Annotated in this window: 19 protein-coding genes; 14 read left to right on the top strand and 5 right to left on the bottom strand. The window is 66.1% G+C overall.

The window, feature by feature from the left end:
- Positions 1-40: 40 nt before the first annotated feature.
- From ACFTR6_RS10320 to ACFTR6_RS10285, 8 genes are all read left to right on the top strand, one after another.
- Entirely contained in the window at positions 41-1,543 is a 1,503-nt protein-coding gene (locus tag ACFTR6_RS10320) for a bifunctional phosphatase PAP2/diacylglycerol kinase family protein (protein ID WP_377957852.1), read from the top strand.
- A 149-nt stretch (positions 1,544-1,692) separates the two neighbouring features.
- Entirely contained in the window at positions 1,693-2,637 is a 945-nt protein-coding gene (locus ACFTR6_RS10315) for an ABC transporter ATP-binding protein (RefSeq protein ID WP_076799456.1), read from the top strand.
- Between the two features lie 3 nt (positions 2,638-2,640).
- Positions 2,641-3,519 (top strand): ABC transporter permease, encoded by an 879-nt coding sequence (locus ACFTR6_RS10310; protein WP_377957851.1) that lies wholly within the window; start codon positions 2,641-2,643, stop codon positions 3,517-3,519.
- A 9-nt stretch (positions 3,520-3,528) separates the two neighbouring features.
- Positions 3,529-4,902 carry a sensor histidine kinase gene (locus ACFTR6_RS10305; protein ID WP_377957850.1) on the top strand — a complete coding sequence of 458 codons (1,374 nt, stop codon included), beginning with the start codon at positions 3,529-3,531 and terminating at the stop codon, positions 4,900-4,902.
- A gap of 22 nt (positions 4,903-4,924) precedes the next feature.
- A complete protein-coding gene (locus ACFTR6_RS10300; protein WP_377957849.1) occupies positions 4,925-5,623 on the top strand; it encodes a response regulator in 699 nt (232 codons plus the stop codon).
- Positions 5,624-5,716: 93 nt separating this feature from the next.
- A complete protein-coding gene (locus tag ACFTR6_RS10295) occupies positions 5,717-6,643 on the top strand; it encodes an intradiol ring-cleavage dioxygenase (RefSeq protein ID WP_377957848.1) in 927 nt (308 codons plus the stop codon).
- 21 nt (positions 6,644-6,664) lie between these two features.
- A complete protein-coding gene (locus ACFTR6_RS10290) occupies positions 6,665-7,999 on the top strand; it encodes a M18 family aminopeptidase (protein WP_377957847.1) in 1,335 nt (444 codons plus the stop codon).
- Between the two features lie 236 nt (positions 8,000-8,235).
- A complete protein-coding gene (locus ACFTR6_RS10285; protein ID WP_377957846.1) occupies positions 8,236-9,657 on the top strand; it encodes an amino acid permease in 1,422 nt (473 codons plus the stop codon).
- 93 nt (positions 9,658-9,750) lie between these two features.
- Here the strand turns inward: ACFTR6_RS10285 and ACFTR6_RS10280 are convergent, their stop codons facing one another.
- Positions 9,751-10,086 carry a YnfA family protein gene (locus tag ACFTR6_RS10280; protein ID WP_076799461.1) on the bottom strand — a complete coding sequence of 112 codons (336 nt, stop codon included), beginning with the start codon at positions 10,084-10,086 and terminating at the stop codon, positions 9,751-9,753.
- Between the two features lie 279 nt (positions 10,087-10,365).
- Between ACFTR6_RS10280 and rpsF the strand changes: the two genes are divergently transcribed.
- The 4 genes from rpsF to rplI all read left to right on the top strand — a co-directional run bounded on the left by rpsF (position 10,366) and on the right by rplI (position 12,147).
- Positions 10,366-10,671, top strand: coding sequence for a 30S ribosomal protein S6 (rpsF, locus tag ACFTR6_RS10275; protein ID WP_003800148.1), 306 nt, complete (start codon positions 10,366-10,368; stop codon positions 10,669-10,671).
- A 55-nt stretch (positions 10,672-10,726) separates the two neighbouring features.
- Positions 10,727-11,305 (top strand): single-stranded DNA-binding protein, encoded by a 579-nt coding sequence (locus ACFTR6_RS10270; RefSeq protein ID WP_076799463.1) that lies wholly within the window; start codon positions 10,727-10,729, stop codon positions 11,303-11,305.
- 131 nt (positions 11,306-11,436) lie between these two features.
- The gene (gene rpsR / locus ACFTR6_RS10265) at positions 11,437-11,676 is read left to right on the top strand and encodes a 30S ribosomal protein S18 (protein ID WP_003800144.1); all 240 of its coding nucleotides are present in this window, start codon (positions 11,437-11,439) and stop codon (positions 11,674-11,676) included.
- A gap of 18 nt (positions 11,677-11,694) precedes the next feature.
- A complete protein-coding gene (gene rplI / locus ACFTR6_RS10260; protein ID WP_076799464.1) occupies positions 11,695-12,147 on the top strand; it encodes a 50S ribosomal protein L9 in 453 nt (150 codons plus the stop codon).
- Positions 12,148-12,247: 100 nt separating this feature from the next.
- On the opposite strand, the gene ACFTR6_RS10255 is transcribed toward rplI, so the two are convergent.
- Positions 12,248-12,799, bottom strand: a complete 552-nt coding sequence (locus ACFTR6_RS10255) for a dihydrofolate reductase family protein (RefSeq protein WP_377957845.1) — start codon at positions 12,797-12,799, stop codon at positions 12,248-12,250.
- Positions 12,800-12,890: 91 nt separating this feature from the next.
- Positions 12,891-13,313, bottom strand: a complete 423-nt coding sequence (locus ACFTR6_RS10250; protein WP_076799466.1) for a DUF1801 domain-containing protein — start codon at positions 13,311-13,313, stop codon at positions 12,891-12,893.
- Positions 13,314-13,453: 140 nt separating this feature from the next.
- On the opposite strand from ACFTR6_RS10250, the gene ACFTR6_RS10245 reads away from it, so the two are divergent.
- On the top strand, positions 13,454-14,080 hold the full coding sequence (locus tag ACFTR6_RS10245; RefSeq protein WP_377957844.1) for an FMN reductase: 627 nt from the start codon (positions 13,454-13,456) through the stop codon (positions 14,078-14,080).
- Positions 14,081-14,117: 37 nt separating this feature from the next.
- A complete protein-coding gene (locus ACFTR6_RS10240) occupies positions 14,118-14,456 on the top strand; it encodes a zf-TFIIB domain-containing protein (protein WP_087872321.1) in 339 nt (112 codons plus the stop codon).
- Between the two features lie 23 nt (positions 14,457-14,479).
- Here ACFTR6_RS10240 and ACFTR6_RS10235 read toward each other — a convergent pair whose 3' ends face one another.
- Together ACFTR6_RS10235 and ACFTR6_RS10230 are read right to left on the bottom strand one after the other, a co-directional pair.
- The gene (locus tag ACFTR6_RS10235) at positions 14,480-15,046 is read right to left on the bottom strand and encodes a hypothetical protein (protein ID WP_076799469.1); all 567 of its coding nucleotides are present in this window, start codon (positions 15,044-15,046) and stop codon (positions 14,480-14,482) included.
- 2 nt (positions 15,047-15,048) lie between these two features.
- The gene (locus ACFTR6_RS10230; RefSeq protein ID WP_076799470.1) at positions 15,049-15,525 is read right to left on the bottom strand and encodes a hypothetical protein; all 477 of its coding nucleotides are present in this window, start codon (positions 15,523-15,525) and stop codon (positions 15,049-15,051) included.
- Between the last annotated feature and the right edge of the window lie 559 nt (positions 15,526-16,084).

Here is a 16,084-nt window from a genome sequence, read left to right as displayed (position 1 = left end):
GAACCGGAACACGCGGCGGTGGCGGCGGTAGGGTGGGGAAATGCGACGAATGCTGCACCGGGGACCGGGCTGGGTTGCCGCCATGGACCGCATGCTGATGCGGGCCATCTCGGGCTTTCCGGGCGGGCACCATGACACCTTTTTCCGCCGCCTTTCGGCCTCGGCGAACAAGGGAAAGCTGTGGTTCGGCGTGGCAGCCGTGGCCGCCGCCATACCGGGGCGCACCAGGCGCGCGGCGCTGCACGGGTTACTGGCCCAAGGGGTGGCGTCGGCCGTGACCAACCTAGTTTTCAAGACCCTCCTTCCCCGCGCCCGGCCGCTGCCGGAACATCTGCCGGTGTTCCGCTTCGTCCATCCCCAGCCCACGAGTTCGTCCATGCCCTCGGGCCACTCGGCCTCCGCCGTGGCCTTCGCGCTCGGCACCGGAATGGTGCAGCCGGCACTCGGAGCGGTGGTGACTCCGGTCGCGGCCGGAGTTGCATACTCCAGAGTGCATACAGGCGCCCACTGGCCCTCGGATGTGCTGTTCGGTTCGGCGATCGGGGCGGGCGCTGCACTGGTGACAAGGAAATGGTGGCCCGTCCGTCCCCCCACGCCCGCCACATCCAGACGGCGGGTGGAGGTAGCCAAGGTCCCGCAGGGCGACGGCCTCAGCATCGCCGTTAATACGCTGGGCGGATCCTTCACGGAGGAGACGGCGGCAGCCCTGAAAGAAGTATTCCCACTCGCTCATATAACGCTCGTGGCACCCGAGGATGACGTTGTCCAGCGCATGGAAGAGGCAGCCACCGTGCCTGGTATCCGGGCGCTCGGGGTGTGGGGAGGCGACGGCACCGTGGGCACCGCTGCGGCGGCCGCCGTCGAACATGGTCTTCCACTGCTGGTTCTGGCCGGCGGTACCCTCAACCACTTTGCCCGGGACGCGGGGACGCCATCCATCGTTGAAGCCGTAAAGGCGGCAGAAAACGGGGAGGCGGCCCTGGCGGACGTTGGTGCCGTCGCAGTGGAGCGGGGACTCGCCGATGACCCCGAGAGGGTGGAGCTCACCATGCTCAACACCGCGAGCATCGGGCTGTACCCGAACCTTGTGCGCCGCCGTGAACAGCTTCAGCCTGCCCTGGGTAAACCGCTGGCCGGCGTCGTGGCGATGTTCCGGACTTTCGCCGTGGAGAAACCGATCACGCTGATGGTCAACGGCGTCCGGCACAGGCTGTGGATCATGTACCTGGGCCGGGGCCGATACTACCCGAGGGACCACGCCCCGCTCATCCGCCCGGTACTGGACGACGGCGTGCTGGATGTCAGGATGATGACAGCCGATGAGTCCTTCGCCCGGCTGCGCATGCTGTGGTCCGTGCTGACAGGAACGGTGGGGATGTCCAAAATCACCCACCTCAGCGAAGCCACCCGGGTCCGGGTGGAGTGCGGAACAGCGCCCATGGTGCTGGCGGTGGACGGCGAGGCCATACCGGGGGTCCGGGCCGCCGAGTTCACCCTGAAACGAGCCGCCCTGCGCTACTACTCGCCGCAGGAGGACAGCTGACGAACGGCCCCTCATCCCACCGGATGATGAGCGGACCCCTGATTTGCCCCTGAATCATCCCTGAGACCGGCGAATTGGGCGGGCCGCGTCGGTAGCGTGGAACGTGCACACCAGAGAGCATGCCCGCAGCTACGCAAAGGAACGCTTCCATGATTGAGGCAGAAGGCCTGACGAAGGTCTACGGCGACAAGACCGCCGTCGGCGGCGTCAGTTTCACCGTCCAGGCCGGACAGGTCACCGGGTTCCTGGGACCCAACGGGGCCGGCAAGTCGACCACCATGCGCATGATCATGGGCCTGGATACTCCGACGGCGGGAACGGTGACCGTCAACGGCGTACCGTTCGCCCGGCACAAGGCGCCGCTGCGCGAGATCGGTGCCCTGCTGGACGCCAAGGCGGTCCACACGGGCCGCTCGGCGTACAACCACCTGCTGGCCATGGCCGCCACCCACAGCATCCCGCGGAAGCGGGTGCACGAGGTCATCGAGATGACAGGCCTGGCGGACGTGGCCCGGAAAAAGGTCAAGGGCTTCTCCCTCGGCATGGGCCAGCGGCTGGGCATCGCCGCCGCCCTCCTCGGTGACCCGCAGACCATCATCCTGGACGAACCCGTCAACGGCCTCGACCCCGAAGGCGTGGTCTGGGTGCGGAACCTCGTGAAGTACCTCGCTTCCGAGGGACGCACGGTGTTCCTCTCCAGCCACCTCATGAGCGAGATGGCCATGACAGCGGACCACCTGATCGTGATTGGCCGCGGAAAGATCATCGCCGACGCCGCCATCAGGGACATCATCGCGGGCAAGGGACAGAGCCGGACGCGGGTGCGCTCGGACCAGCCGGACAGGCTCATGCACGTCCTCGCCGGAACGGGGGTCTCTGTGGAGCTGCAGGACCACGAACTCCTGGAGGTCACGGGTCTGGATCCCCGCCAGATTGCCCGGGCTGCACTGGACAACCAGGTGCTGGTGTATGAACTCACGCCGCTCCAGGCCAGTCTTGAAGAGGCCTACATGGAGCTGACCAAGGACGAGGTCGAGTACCACTCACTGATCACCACGGGAACTCCGGTTCCTGCCCAGGCCGGAGGCAACTGACCCATGAGCACAACGACTTCCATCCAGCCCGCCCCCGGCTCCCGCCGCACCGGCACACGTAATGCAGTAAGCCCCGGACCCGGTCCCAGTTTCCTCCGGGTCCTGAATTCGGAATTCATCAAGTTCCGCACTCTCCTGTCCACGCTGATCCTGCTCGCTTCGACGGCCCTCGTGGTGGTGGGGTTCGGCGCACTGTCCGCCTGGGCAACAGGACAGTTCGCGGACCAGGCTGCCGCCGACCCAGAGGCAGCAGCCCAGATGGCTGCGCAGGGCGGCGACCTGGCGGTCAGCGTCCCCACCTCCGGCGCGTCTTTTGCGCAGCTGATCCTTGGCTCGCTGGGCGTCCTGCTCATGAGCTCCGAGTTCACCACCGGCATGGCCCGCTCCACCTTCGCCGCCGTGCCCAAGCGGCTCCCCGCGTTCATTGCCAAGCTCGTGGTGGTTGTGGTCAGCAGCTTTGCCCTGACTGCGGTGTCCGTCTATCTCGCCGGCCTGGTGGCGGTGCCGATCCTGGACAACTACGGCCTCAAGCTCGACCTCGCAAGCTCGCAGTCAGTCAAGCTGCTGCTCGTCACCAGTGCCTACGTGGCCGCGGTGGCCGCAATCGGCATGGCCTTCGGGACGCTGCTGCGGAATTCAGCCGGCGGCATCATGGCACTCGTTGGCCTGTTCTTCGTGGCACCGATCGCGTTCCAGCTCATCCCCGGCGACTTCTTCGAAGAGGCGCGCAAGTACCTTCCGGGAAACACGGTGAACCCGCTGACCGCAGTGGAGCACGTCCCGGACACGCTCGAGGTCTGGCAGGCGGCGCTGGTGCTGGGCGCCTGGGTGGTGGTGCCGGTGGTGCTGGCCATGATCCTGCTGAAGAAACGGGACGTGTAGACAAACAAGATGGTCAACACTGTTTCCGTGAAGGACGCGCCAGCCACCCAGGCTGACGCGTCCTTCGCCGAGCTTGCTGCCCGGCGCCGGGGCCGGCTCCGCCGCTACCTGTACCGGCGCCCGCGGGTCATGGACGCGGTGGTCGTCGCCTGCTATCTGGTGCTGGTGCTGCCCACCGTCATCGACGCCGGGCAGGCAGGCCGGTGGGGTGCCATCGCCCTGCTCGCCGCCGTTGCGCTGTCCCTGTTCCTGCGGCGCTACCGTCCGGTGGCCGTCGTGGCGTTCATCGCGGCTGCCGAAGTCGGCGTGACCCTGCTCCACCCGTGGGGATCCAACGTGTCTGCCGGACTGTGGTTCTCGCTCTACGCGGTGGCCGTGGTGCACACCCGGCGCTTCGCCCTGGTGACGGCGGCACTGGCCACGGTGCCGGTTGCGCTGCTGTATTTCCTGGCTGCCGTGGGCCCGCTGGAGCGGGAGCTGCCCCACCCGGCTGCCTCGGCCGAGGAGTTCCGTGTGATCACGAGCATCGCGGCCGGCACCAGCATCGCTTTCTCCAACGTCATCGCCACCGGAATCGGCATCTCGGTGCGCCAGCGTCGGGAACACGAGCAGGAGATCGCGGCCTGGGCGGCGCAGGCCGCCCGCCTCGGTTCCGTCACCGAACGCAACCGGATCGCGCGCGAGATGCACGACGTCGTGGCGCACTCCCTGACGGTGATGGTCGCACTGTCCGATGGGGCCGCCGTCGTGGTCCGGAAGGATCCCGGGCGCGCCGCGGAGGTGCTGGCGGAACTGTCCCGGACCGGTCGCACCGCACTGGCCGACATGCGCCGCGTCCTTGGGGTGCTGCGGGACGATGCACCGGCCGATCCGGCCGCAGGCCAGGCTCCCCGTGAACCCTTCGCGGACAGTGCCAGCCTTGGGAAGCTGCTGGACGGTTTCCGGGCCGCAGGCCTGCCGGTCCATTACTCGCATTCCGGGCCCGCATTGCCGGAAGACGTGGCCTTCCAGCTGACCGTGTACAGGATCGTGCAGGAGTCCCTGACCAACGTGCTGCGGTACGGCCGCGCCCTGAGCCGGGTGGACGTGCTGGTGGTACGGGAGGATTCCACCGTCACCATTGACGTGCTCGACGACGGCCGGGGCACCGTGGAGGCCGCCGCCCCCGGCGGGGGCAGTCCGGGGCCCGGTGCCGGCGGGCGTCCCGGCACGGGACAGGGCCTTCCCGGGATGAAGGAACGGGCCGGAATTTACGGCGGTACGGTGGAGGCAGGCCCGGCCGCCGGCGGCGGCTGGCGCGTGCGGGCGGTCCTGACACTCAACGGCAGCATCCAGGACGGCACCAGCACCATGCTGGCACCGGCAAGCGGGACGGCAACCTAGGGAACGGCAATTGGGGGAACGAATGAACGAGTCCGGACGGCTCCGGGTCCTGCTGGCGGATGACCAGCCGCTGCTGCGGATGGGGTTCCGGCTCATCCTGGAGGGCGAGGACGGCCTCGAGGTGGTGGGTGAAGCCTCCGACGGGGCCGACGCCGTCCACCAGGTGGAGCAGCTTGACCCGGACGTCGTGCTCATGGACGTCCGGATGCCCACGCTCGACGGGATCGAGGCCACCCGTGCCATCACCGGCTCGGGTGCGCGTGCCCGCGTCATCATCCTGACCACCTTTGACCTGGACGAGTACGCCTTCGCCGGGCTCCAGGCCGGTGCGTCGGCCTTCCTCCTGAAGGATGTGGCGCCTGCAGAACTCGTCCAGGCCGTGCGGGTGGTGGCGAGCGGGGACGCCGTGGTGGCGCCGCGGGTTACCCAGCGGCTCCTTGAAACGTACGTCCGCGGCGCCGTGCCGGCGGCCGCACCGCCGGCTCCCCCTCCCCGCGATCCCCTGCTGGATGAGCTGACACCCCGCGAAACCGAAATGCTGGAAGCCATGTCCGAGGGGCTGTCCAACGCGGAGATCGCCCACCGGTATTTCCTGTCGGAGGCCACCGTGAAGACCCATGTGCGCCGGATCCTCACCAAGCTGCACCTGCGGGACCGCGTCCAGGCCGTGGTGTACGCGTACGAAACCGGGCTCGTGACGCCGAGCAACCCGGACTACTGACCGCACCTTACTGATCGCACCGGCGGCAGGAGCACAGCATCCGCACAGTATGGGCCTATGCAGGGCATAGCCGGCTGGAGTTGGATGGGTGCCATGACTAACGGAACCCCCGACGGGCGGCAGCCCCGGCACGAGCCGCACCCCAACCACGACCGCGGGCTCGAATTCGATCTCTCCACGCTGATGTCGCGCCGCTCGCTGGGCCTGTTCCTCGGCGCCGGCACGGCCGCCGCTTTGGCGGCGTGCACGCCCGGCGGGACGTCGTCCGCACCGTCCGGGCCGGCGTCGGCCTCCGGCAGCCCCGCTGCCACCGCTTCGGCGACCACAACGACGACGGCGCCGCCGGCTACCGCTTCCGCGTCACCCACCATGACCCGTGCGATCGCCGAATGCGGCGTGGAGATCCCGCAGGAGACGGCCGGACCGTACCCGGGTGACGGTTCCAACGGCCCGAACGTCCTGGCAGCCTCCGGCGTGGTCCGGCAGGACATCACCTCAAGCTTCGGCGCGTCCACCACCAAGGCGGCCGGCGTGCCGCTGACCGTCACCCTGACCCTGCTCGACAACGCCAACGGCTGCGTCCCGCTCGCGGGTGCGGCCGTGTACGCCTGGCACTGCGACAAGGAGGGGCGGTACTCGCTCTACGATTCAGGCCTGGAGAACGAGAACTTCCTGCGCGGCGTGCAGGAAGCGGACGCCACCGGCCAGGTCACCTTCAAGACCATCTTCCCGGGCGCCTACAACGGCCGCTGGCCGCACATCCACTTCGAGGTGTTCGAGTCCATGAACAACGCCACCGCTGCGGGCCAGGTCCTGGCGGTCTCGCAGATCGCCCTGACCGACGCCGCCTGCCGGGAGGTGTACGCCTCCACGGGCTATGAAACCAGTGCCCGGAACTTCCCCAACACCACGCTGAATTCGGACAACGTCTTCGGCGGGGACGGCGGCATCTACCAGCTGGCCACCATGTCCGGCTCCGTCTCCGGCGGCTACACGGCAGGGCTCCACGTCACCATCTAGGGCACCGCTAGACTCGGAGCCATGCCTCTCCATTCCGCAGCAGCAGAGCACGTCCGGGACCTGGGCGAGTACGTCAGCGCCTCGCCGTCGAGCTTTCACGCCGCCCACGAGGGTGCCCGGCGCCTGGCGGCGGCGGGGTTCACCGGCCTGGACGAGGCACAGTCCTGGGACGCTGCGGTGGGCAAATACTTTGTGGTCAGGGACGGCGCGCTCATTGCCTGGGTCACGCCTGCGGGCGCCGGGCCGACCACCGGCTTCAACATTCTGGGTACCCACACGGATTCGCCCTCCTTCAAGCTCAAGCCCAAGCCGACCACGGGCCGTTTGGGCTGGCTCCAGGCCGGCGTGGAGGTTTACGGCGGACCGCTGCTGAACTCCTGGCTGGACCGGGAACTGCAGCTGGCCGGTCGGCTGGTGATGCTGGACGGGACGCAACACCTGACTGCGACAGGGCCGCTGCTGCGCTTTCCCCAGCTGGCCATCCACCTGGACCGTGCCGTGAACGAGGGCCTCACACTGGACAAGCAACAGCACATGAACCCGGTGTTCGGCCTCGGTGATCCCGGCGATGAGGACCTGCTTGCCCTGCTGGCCGGACGGGTTTCCGGCAACGGAAAGCCAGTTGACCCGTCCCGGATCGGCGGGTACGACGTCGTCATCGCGGACACGCAGGCCCCTGCTGTTTTCGGAGCCAGGAGTGAGTTCTTCGCGTCCGGGCGGCTGGACAACCTTTCCGCGACCCATGCCGCAATCACGGCCCTGATCGCGCACGCCGACGCTTCCGACGGCGGTCCCGCTGCATCCGGTGGAACCGCACCAATCGCCGTGCTCGCCGCCTTCGATCACGAGGAAATCGGGTCAGCCTCCCGGTCCGGAGCCTCCGGCCCGGTACTTGAAGACGTACTTGTGCGGATTTCGGACGCACTGGGCGCATCGGTGAGCCAACGGCGGCAGGCGTTTTCGGCGTCGTTCTGTGTGTCCGCCGATGCCGGCCACGCCGTCCACCCCAACTATGCCGAACGGCACGACCCCGTCAACCGCCCTGTCCTCAACGGCGGGCCGCTGCTGAAGATTAACGCCAACCAGCGGTACGCCACCGACGCCGCCGGAGCAGCCTTCTGGGCGCGGCTGTGCGGTGAGGCGGAGGTCCTCTTCCAGGAGTTCGTCTCCAACAACGTGATGCCGTGCGGGTCCACCATCGGCCCGCTGACTGCCACACGGCTTGGGATCAGGACGGTGGATGTGGGGGTTCCGCTGCTGTCGATGCACTCGGCCAGGGAGCTTTGCGGGGTGGAGGATCCGCACCGCCTTGCGCGGGTGACTGAACGCTTCTTTGGAGCCGCGGCGCCGGTCTAGCCGTCGCACCCGAAGTTTCGGGGCCGTTACAGAATCACCTCTGGAGCAACATTTGTTGCCTATTTATGCCCGGACTTGGCAGCCTGCCTGTTTTGCACTCCCGTAAACTGTTTGATTGCACAGCCCGGAGCAACCCGCGGCTCATTTAGTGTGAAACGCACATGTGGTGCGCGGCACAGGCACTTTCGCCCGCCCGACCACTTTCCAAAACCTGCAACAAACGAGGTGGCGCAGCCATGCACGCTGACCAACAACTGTCGAAATCCCTAAAGCCCCGGCATCTGTCGATGATCGCCATCGCCGGCGTTATTGGCGCCGGACTGTTCGTCGGCTCCGGCGCGGCCATCCAGCAGGCCGGTCCCGGCATCCTGCTGGCCTACATGGCCGCAGGCATTGTGGTGATCCTGGTCATGCGGATGCTTGGCGAGATGGCCGCCGCCAACCCGGAAACCGGATCCTTCTCCACCTACGCGGACAAGGCGCTGGGCCGCTGGGCCGGATTCAGCATCGGCTGGCTCTACGCGTGGTTCTGGATCATCGTGCTGGGCATCGAAGCCACGGCCGGCGCGGCGATCATGCACCGCTGGGTGCCCGGCATCGACCAGTGGGTCTGGGCCCTGGCGCTCATGATCCTGCTCACGCTGACCAACCTGGGCTCGGTGAAGTCCTACGGGGAGTTCGAGTTCTGGTTCGCCTCCATCAAGGTCACCGCCATTGTCCTGTTCCTGCTCTTCGGCGCGGCCGCGATCCTTGGCCTGGTCCCCGGCGTTCCGGCCCCCGGATTGAACAACCTCCTGGACAACGGCGGCTTCATGCCCAACGGCCCGGGGGCCGTGCTCGCCGGCATCCTCGTTGTGGTGTTCTCCTTCTTCGGGGCTGAAATTGCCACCATCGCCGCCGGTGAATCCGAAAACCCCGTGGACGCGGTCAAGAAGGCCGTGAAGTCCACCGTCTGGCGCATCCTCGTTTTCTACATCGGCTCCATTGCAATCGTTGTCACGCTGTTGCCCTGGAACTCCGCCAGTGTGGCCAAGAGCCCTTACGTCGCGGTCATCGAACTGTTCGGCATCCCCGGTGCAGGCACCATCATGGACGTCGTGGTCCTCACCTCTGTCCTTTCCTGCCTCAACTCGGGCCTTTACACTGCGAGCCGCATGCTGTTCTCGCTCTCGCAGCGCGGCGACGCCCCCAGGTCCTGGACCCGCATCTCCAAGCGCGGCGTGCCCACCGCCCCGGTGCTCGCTTCAACGGTGGTCGGCTTCATCACCGTGGGCCTGAATTACATCGCCCCGGACACGGTCTTCCTGTTCCTGGTGAACACCTCCGGCGCCATCGCGCTGTTCGTATGGCTGGTCATCGCCACCTCCCAGTTGGTGTTGCGCCGCCGGATGGGGGCCGCCGCCAAGGACCTGTCCCTGAAGATGTGGTTCTTCCCCTACCTCACCTGGCTGGCCATCGGAAGCATCGTGGCGCTCATCATCGGCATGGTGATCCTGGATTCCACCCGCGAGTCCCTCCTGCTTTCCGTTGCACTGGCCGCCGTGGTGGTTGGCTTGGGCGTCTGGCGCTACCGGAAGGGCGGCCCGGAAGGTGCTGCCAGGGAAGCTGCCGCGCCGCAGGCCGAGGAGGCAGGCGTGGGGTCCGGGCCGGCGTCGTAATCCCGTTCAATACCTGTCCCAAAAACATCCGTCCGGTTGGCCGTTTCGGCCTGACCGGGCGGATGTTTTGCGTTGCCCGTCAGCCCTGCTGTTCTAGCCGCTCCGCGGGGCGAACATGATGACGGCGACGCCCACGAGGCAGATGGCGGCACCGATGAAGTCCCAGCGGTCCGGGCGGAAGCCGTCCAGCAGCATGCCCCAGGCAAGGGAACCGGCAATGAACACCCCGCCGTACGCAGCCAGGACCCGGCCGAAATGGGCGTCCGGCTGGAAGGCTGCCACGAAGCCGTAGAACCCCAGCGCGGCGATCCCGAGCCCGGCCCACCACCAGGCCTTGTCCTCCCGGACAGCCTGCCAGATGAGCCAGGCGCCGCCGATCTCCGCCGCTGCGGCGAGGGCGAAGAGAATCACGGATTTCAGGATCGTCATGGTTCCAGTATTCCGGTCCGTGTTCCTGGCGCCCCCACGGGCGGGCACGGTTACCGGGGTGCCGGTTTTCCACATAGCCGGGCCGCTGCTTCCGGTCCTTCGCCGGGGCCACTAGCGTGGGATCTGTCCGAATCGCGGAATTCCATCCCGATGCACTAAGATAGTGAAGTCTGTGCTGCGCCCTGATCCGTTTTGGATGCGGGCCTGCGCGACATCGCAAATGAACCTCCTGTTACGGAAATACCGTAGCCGCTTAGCCCAAAGGAGGTGGGTTCACATATGCGTCCTTACGAATTGATGGTAATCATCGACCCCGAGGTCGAAGAGCGTACCGTAGAGCCGTCGCTTCAGAAGTTCCTGAACGTCATCACCAACGATGGTGGAACCATCGAAAAGGTTGACATCTGGGGCCGTCGCCGTCTGGCTTACGACATCAAGAAGAAGTCCGAAGGTATCTACGCCGTGGTGAACTTCACCGCGACGCCGGCTACCGCCAAGGAACTTGACCGCCAGCTGGGTCTCAACGAGACCATCATGCGCACCAAGATCATCCGCCCCGAAGAGCAGAAGGTTGTTGCTGAGTAATTTCAGCTCCCAACTTTCATTCTTTACACCGCAGGAACGAACAAGGAGGCAGTAGATGGCAGGCGAAACCACTATTACGGTCATCGGTAATCTCACCAATGACCCCGAACTGAGGTTCACACCGTCAGGTTCGGCAGTAGCGAACTTCACCATCGCATCCACGCCCCGCACCTTCGACCGCCAGTCCAACGAATGGAAGGACGGGGAAACCCTGTTCCTCCGCGCTTCGGTCTGGCGGGAGGCAGCAGAAAACGTTGCCGAGTCCCTCACCAAGGGCACCCGCGTGATTGTTTCCGGCCGCCTGAAGAGCCGTTCCTACGAAACCAAGGAAGGCGAGAAGCGCACCGTTATCGAGCTCGAAGTCGATGAAATCGGCCCGAGCCTGCGTTACGCCAATGCCAAAGTCAACCGCACCCAGCGCTCCGGCGGCCAGGGTGGATTCGGCGGCGGCAACAGCGGCGGATTCGGTGGCGGTGGATTCGGTGGCGGCCAGGGTGGAAACCAGGGCGGCAACACCGGAGGAAGCTGGGGCGGCAACCAGCCCGCAGCGCAGGATGACCCTTGGGCAACGCCCGGCGTCAGCAATGCGGGCGGCGGCTGGGGCAACGGCCCGGATTCCGAACCTCCCTTCTAAACAAACAAACACAAGGTCCGGCGCAGCATGCGTGAAGGCGTGCCATATGGCACGTTTTGTGCACGCCGCGATCGGACCACCACCATCCCGTGGATCACGATTCACGGGCTCCCTAGAATAGGAGCTCCACGATGGCTAAGGCTGAACTCCGTAAGCCCAAACCAAAGTCCAACCCCTTGAAGGCCGCTGACATCACTGTCATCGACTACAAGGACGTAGCATTGCTGCGCAAGTTCATCTCCGACCGCGGAAAGATCCGCGCCCGTCGCGTCACTGGCGTCACGGTGCAGGAGCAGCGCAAGATCGCCCAGGCAATCAAGAACGCCCGCGAAGTTGCTCTGCTGCCCTACTCCGGCGCTGGCCGGGGCTAAGGAAAGGGATTAACTAACATGGCAAAGCTCATTCTGACCCACGAAGTAACCGGTCTCGGTGCTGCTGGCGACGTTGTCGAGGTCAAGGACGGTTACGCCCGTAACTACCTGCTGCCCCGCGGTTTCGCCCTGACCTGGTCGAAGGGTGGCGAGAAGCAGGTTGAGTCCATCAAGGCTGCCCGCGCCGCCCGCGAGCACGCTTCCCTGGAAGATGCTCAGAAGCAGGCCGCCGCTCTGTCCGCCAAGCCGGTCAAGCTGGTTGTCAAGGCCGGCGAAAGCGGCCGCCTGTTCGGCACGGTCAAGCAGGCCGACGTTGCCGACGCTGTTGAGGCCGCAGGCCTGGGCAGCATCGACAAGCGCAAGGTTGAACTGCCGGCTCACATCAAGTCGGTTGGTTCCTACCAGGCCAACGTCCGTCTGCACGACGACGTTGCCGCTGTGATCGAACTCGACGTAGTCGCAGGCAAGTAGCCTGTACTGCTGACGGCCCCCGCCGACGGTTTCCTCCGGGAAGCCGACGGCGGGGGCTTTGTCGTTGCTGTGAAAAATGATCCCGCCGTGGCCGGGGGTCTCAGTCCCCGCGCAGGCTGTAGGTGCTCACGACGTTGCCTTTGCTGGTCCGGTACTGGTCCTTCAGCACCAGCCTTGTCAGTGGGTCGCCTTCCTCGAAGAGCCGCCGCCCGCTGCCGGCCACCACGGGGTACGTCATGAGGGTCAGCTCATCGAGGAGGCCGGCGAACAGCAGCTGCCGGGTCACCGAGATGCTGCCGCATACAGCGATCTCTCCGCCCTCGCGCGTTTTGAGGTCGGTGATGGACTCCTCCAGCGGTCCCTCGATCAGGCGGGAGTTCTGCCATTCCAGAGGCTCGGACAGGGTGCGGGACGCAACGAACTTTTGCACCGGGTTGATGAAGGCCGCGAAGTCCTCGTCCTGGGAAGCGTTGGGCCAGTACCCGGCCCACTCCTGATAGCTCACCCGGCCCAGGACCACCGTGTCCACGGTGTTGATCATCCTGGTCAGCCCCTTGCCCAGGTCCTCATCGAAGCTGTCGAACTGGAACTTGAACGGGTCCTGCACCACGCCGTCCACGGAGTGGAACAGTCCGGCAGTAACTTTGCGCATCGGGGCCTCCAAAATCCGGTTGTCAGGCATACGCTATTTCGCGGCAGCGGCCATGGGAAGACTTCGCCCCCCGGAACGGCGTCCCTCCGGACTACTGGCTGTGCAGAACAGATATGCCGTAGCGGTAACCGAGACTGATCAGCTCGGCCAGCACGGTTTCATCGACGTCGGCCAGCTTGGTGATGTAGAGGCATCCCGCCCCTGTCTTGTGCTTGCCCAGCTGGCTCAGCAGCGCAGCCGACTCGGGCGCATTGGTGAGGCCATACAGCGACAGGCTGGCCTTGCGCGGCGAAAATCCAACCGCTGCTGTATCCCCTTCCCGCCCGCTGGCGTACCTGTAGTGCACTCTGCCGAACCCGACGATGGTGGGACCCCACATCTCCGGCTCCTGTCCCGTCAGCTCCGCCATGAGGTCCCGCAGGCGCTGGCCATCCTGCCGCCGTACCGGGTGCTTCACGGCCGCGATGAAGTCATCAGCGGAAGCCCCCGTCACCTGTGTCTTGTTCTCCGCCATGAAAGGCAGTGTACTGGCCGGCCGAGGCGCCCTTTCCCCCTGTCTTCAGAACCCGCAGCCGCCGTCGGAATAAAGACCGGCAGTCCCGGGTTGAGCGAGTAGATGCAAATGCATGTAACCGCGACCCAGAGGAGAGCATCATGGAGACCCGCCGCATAACCGTCCTGTCCGCCGGCCTGGGGGTCCCGTCGTCAAGCCGGCTGCTTGCCGACCAGCTGGCCGCCGCCGTCACCGGGAAGCTGGCTGCGGCTGGTTACGAAGTGACCATCGACATTGTGGAGCTCCGCGAGCTGGCCGTGGACATCGCCAACAACTTTGTCACGGGGTTCGCGCCGCCCCGGTTGGCCGAGGTGATTGCCGGCGTCGAAGCCTCCGACGGGATCATCGCCGTCACCCCCGTGTTCAGTGCCTCCTACAGCGGCCTGTTCAAGTCCTTCATTGACGTCCTCGACCCCAAATCCCTGGACGGCAAGGCAGTGCTCCCGGGCGCCACCGGGGGAACGGACCGCCACCAGATGGTCCTGGATCACGCCATGCGCCCGCTGTTCAGCTACCTGCGCACTCGCACCACGGCCACGGCCGTCTTTGCCGGCCCGCAGGACTGGGGAAACACGGACGACGGCGGGACTCCCCTTTCGCTGCGCATCGAACGGGCCGCGGCGGAATTTAGCCGCCTCCTGGAAGGGGAGCAGCCGGGCCGCAAGCCGGCTCCCCTGGAGTCGCTGCCTTTCGAGCAGTTGCTGGCGGGAATCTCTGGCGGCCAGTAGCGCGAACTAATCGCGTCTTCTGCTCGTTGTGCCGGGCATGAAATGTCCCATTGATTCTTCAGACCTGGTCATGAGCGAACGCAGCGGTGTGGAAATCGACTACTGCCCGCAGTGCCGGGGGGTGTGGCTGGACCGCGGCGAGCTGGACAAGATCATCGACCGCGTCAATGCCGGGGCGGCGGCACCTCCGGCGCCCGTTCCGCCGGCTACCCCCGCGCCCGGCATGGCACCGCCGCCGCTGTACCGTGACTTTGAACCGCGGCGGGATCAGCCGCGCTACGATGACCGGAGCTACGGCAAGGGCTACGACCGCGACTCCGACCGCCGCCACCACAAGAAGAAAGAGGGCTGGCTGGGGGACCTGTTCGACTTCTAGCGGCCCGGGCTTCCCGGAGGCGGTTAGTCGTCCAACAGGGCGATGAACTCGCGTGCCTGCTTCATGGTGATGTCCGAGTGCCGGGTCAGGGCGGTGGCGGCCGCCTCGATGTTGCCGCTCTTGGCGAGGGTGCGGATGCGGCCGTAAATCTCGTCATTGAGCATGTTGCTGCTGACCTCCCGGGTGACATCGCCCTTGCTCGCAATGGCCCGGTACCGGTACGGAAACCGCTGCGGCGGCTCGTCGTCGTCCTCGGGTTCGCTGGGCTCCTGGGCGGGCGAGCGGAAAGGCTGCGGGTGGGCCGCCAGCGCGGCTACCGCGTCCCGCGCCGCGCGCAGGCCCTGCCCTGACACCTCGTAGTACAGCTTGATCGCCGCCATCGCCTGTCCCTGGGCGATCAGGGAGTACAGCCGGCGGTGTTCATCCTCGGACAGTTTGGCTGCGGCTTCCCTGGCGAGCTCTGCGGACTCAGCCGGCGGCTGGGCGGGCTCTTTGACGGTCTGCCGGCGCCGACCCCACGCGCGCGCCGCGAGGGCCACGGCGACGCCCGCGGCGATAAGGATCAGGAAGGGGATCAGGAGCGATTCCATGGTTACAGCCGATCTACAAATTGCTTGGCGGTCAAAAGGTTGGAATGGGTGGCCTCGCGCAGGAGCCTGATGGCCTGGAGCTTCTGCCCGTTGCGCACCAGAGCCTGCAGCTGCAAGGCCAGCTGCGGGTTCACCGTGGTCCCGGTCAGCACTGCCGCGAGGTCGGAGCGCTGCGGATTGTCAGGATTGCGGACGGGATCGTGGCCTGGATGGCCCGGCGGCCCGTGCTGCTGGAGCGGCTCGTGGTGTTGGAACTGCCGGTTCTGGCTTGGCAGGGCTGCCGCCTCCATGCGCGCCCGTGCGGCCAGGGCAGCCCGGACCTGGGCTGCGTAGTGGGCTTGGGAGCGCCGTGCCAGTTCCAGCTGGTAGCGGTCCGCGTCGGACATTCCTCCGTCGCGCGGCTTCAGTGCCGTGGCGAAAGCCCAGAGGGCTGCGGCGAGGATAAGGGCAGGAACCAAAACCGTTAGAACGTCGCCCATACCTAGAGCTTAACGCCACATCCGCGTTATCCACAGCATATGCCCGGCTATGCATGGTGCCGCCTCAGGAGGAGCACTCTGCCGCCCCGGATGGGACAGATTCATGCCGGGAGCATGCCTTCCGGGCCGACTCAGGCATATGCCGGTGAGCTGTATCACAAAGCAGGAATCCAGCTCCCGAACACCCGCTTTGGATGTGTAATTACCGGCCGGTATCCCCAGTGGGCGCTTGAGGCTGTGGATGAAGGTTGGCGGAAAAATTAAATCTGTCCACAGGAGAACTGCGGTGTTTCCGCAGGTCAACCCCTATATATGCCGGAAATAAAATTTCTATCCACAGGTTCCCCCACAGGCTGTGCACAAGCAGCAGTCTCTTGTGCACACGTTATCCACAGAGGTGCGAAACTGCGGGCTTTGTGCTTCACCGGCGGGGCGCTAACGTAGCGGAGACACCCCATTCGGGTGGTTTTCCCTTCCGGCCTGAAGACCGGAGCCGGCCGACAACCGGTCTCCGGGGGATTCGTGCTGCCCTGTGGAAAACCTGTGGATGAGGCGTCGC

The sequence above is a fragment of the Arthrobacter sp. NPDC057009 genome, from assembly GCF_042673905.1.
In the GTDB taxonomy this organism is placed as follows: domain Bacteria; phylum Actinomycetota; class Actinomycetes; order Actinomycetales; family Micrococcaceae; genus Arthrobacter.
The sequence above is the reverse complement of the archived record's forward strand: the minus strand, read 5'-3'. Positions and strand labels throughout refer to the sequence as shown.

What these genes read in the sequence shown, in the direction of transcription:
- ACFTR6_RS10320 (WP_377957852.1), top strand. Translation starts at nt 41, where the DNA reads ATGCGACGAATGCTGCACCGGGGACCGGGCTGGGTTGCCGCCATGGAC.
- ACFTR6_RS10315 (WP_076799456.1), top strand. Translation starts at nt 1,693, where the DNA reads ATGATTGAGGCAGAAGGCCTGACGAAGGTCTACGGCGACAAGACCGCC.
- ACFTR6_RS10310 (WP_377957851.1), top strand. Translation starts at nt 2,641, where the DNA reads ATGAGCACAACGACTTCCATCCAGCCCGCCCCCGGCTCCCGCCGCACC.
- ACFTR6_RS10305 (WP_377957850.1), top strand. Translation starts at nt 3,529, where the DNA reads ATGGTCAACACTGTTTCCGTGAAGGACGCGCCAGCCACCCAGGCTGAC.
- ACFTR6_RS10300 (WP_377957849.1), top strand. Translation starts at nt 4,925, where the DNA reads ATGAACGAGTCCGGACGGCTCCGGGTCCTGCTGGCGGATGACCAGCCG.
- ACFTR6_RS10295 (WP_377957848.1), top strand. Translation starts at nt 5,717, where the DNA reads ATGACTAACGGAACCCCCGACGGGCGGCAGCCCCGGCACGAGCCGCAC.
- ACFTR6_RS10290 (WP_377957847.1), top strand. Translation starts at nt 6,665, where the DNA reads ATGCCTCTCCATTCCGCAGCAGCAGAGCACGTCCGGGACCTGGGCGAG.
- ACFTR6_RS10285 (WP_377957846.1), top strand. Translation starts at nt 8,236, where the DNA reads ATGCACGCTGACCAACAACTGTCGAAATCCCTAAAGCCCCGGCATCTG.
- ACFTR6_RS10280 (WP_076799461.1), bottom strand. Translation starts at nt 10,086, where the DNA reads ATGACGATCCTGAAATCCGTGATTCTCTTCGCCCTCGCCGCAGCGGCG.
- rpsF (WP_003800148.1), top strand. Translation starts at nt 10,366, where the DNA reads ATGCGTCCTTACGAATTGATGGTAATCATCGACCCCGAGGTCGAAGAG.
- ACFTR6_RS10270 (WP_076799463.1), top strand. Translation starts at nt 10,727, where the DNA reads ATGGCAGGCGAAACCACTATTACGGTCATCGGTAATCTCACCAATGAC.
- rpsR (WP_003800144.1), top strand. Translation starts at nt 11,437, where the DNA reads ATGGCTAAGGCTGAACTCCGTAAGCCCAAACCAAAGTCCAACCCCTTG.
- rplI (WP_076799464.1), top strand. Translation starts at nt 11,695, where the DNA reads ATGGCAAAGCTCATTCTGACCCACGAAGTAACCGGTCTCGGTGCTGCT.
- ACFTR6_RS10255 (WP_377957845.1), bottom strand. Translation starts at nt 12,799, where the DNA reads ATGCGCAAAGTTACTGCCGGACTGTTCCACTCCGTGGACGGCGTGGTG.
- ACFTR6_RS10250 (WP_076799466.1), bottom strand. Translation starts at nt 13,313, where the DNA reads ATGGCGGAGAACAAGACACAGGTGACGGGGGCTTCCGCTGATGACTTC.
- ACFTR6_RS10245 (WP_377957844.1), top strand. Translation starts at nt 13,454, where the DNA reads ATGGAGACCCGCCGCATAACCGTCCTGTCCGCCGGCCTGGGGGTCCCG.
- ACFTR6_RS10240 (WP_087872321.1), top strand. Translation starts at nt 14,118, where the DNA reads ATGAAATGTCCCATTGATTCTTCAGACCTGGTCATGAGCGAACGCAGC.
- ACFTR6_RS10235 (WP_076799469.1), bottom strand. Translation starts at nt 15,046, where the DNA reads ATGGAATCGCTCCTGATCCCCTTCCTGATCCTTATCGCCGCGGGCGTC.
- ACFTR6_RS10230 (WP_076799470.1), bottom strand. Translation starts at nt 15,525, where the DNA reads ATGGGCGACGTTCTAACGGTTTTGGTTCCTGCCCTTATCCTCGCCGCA.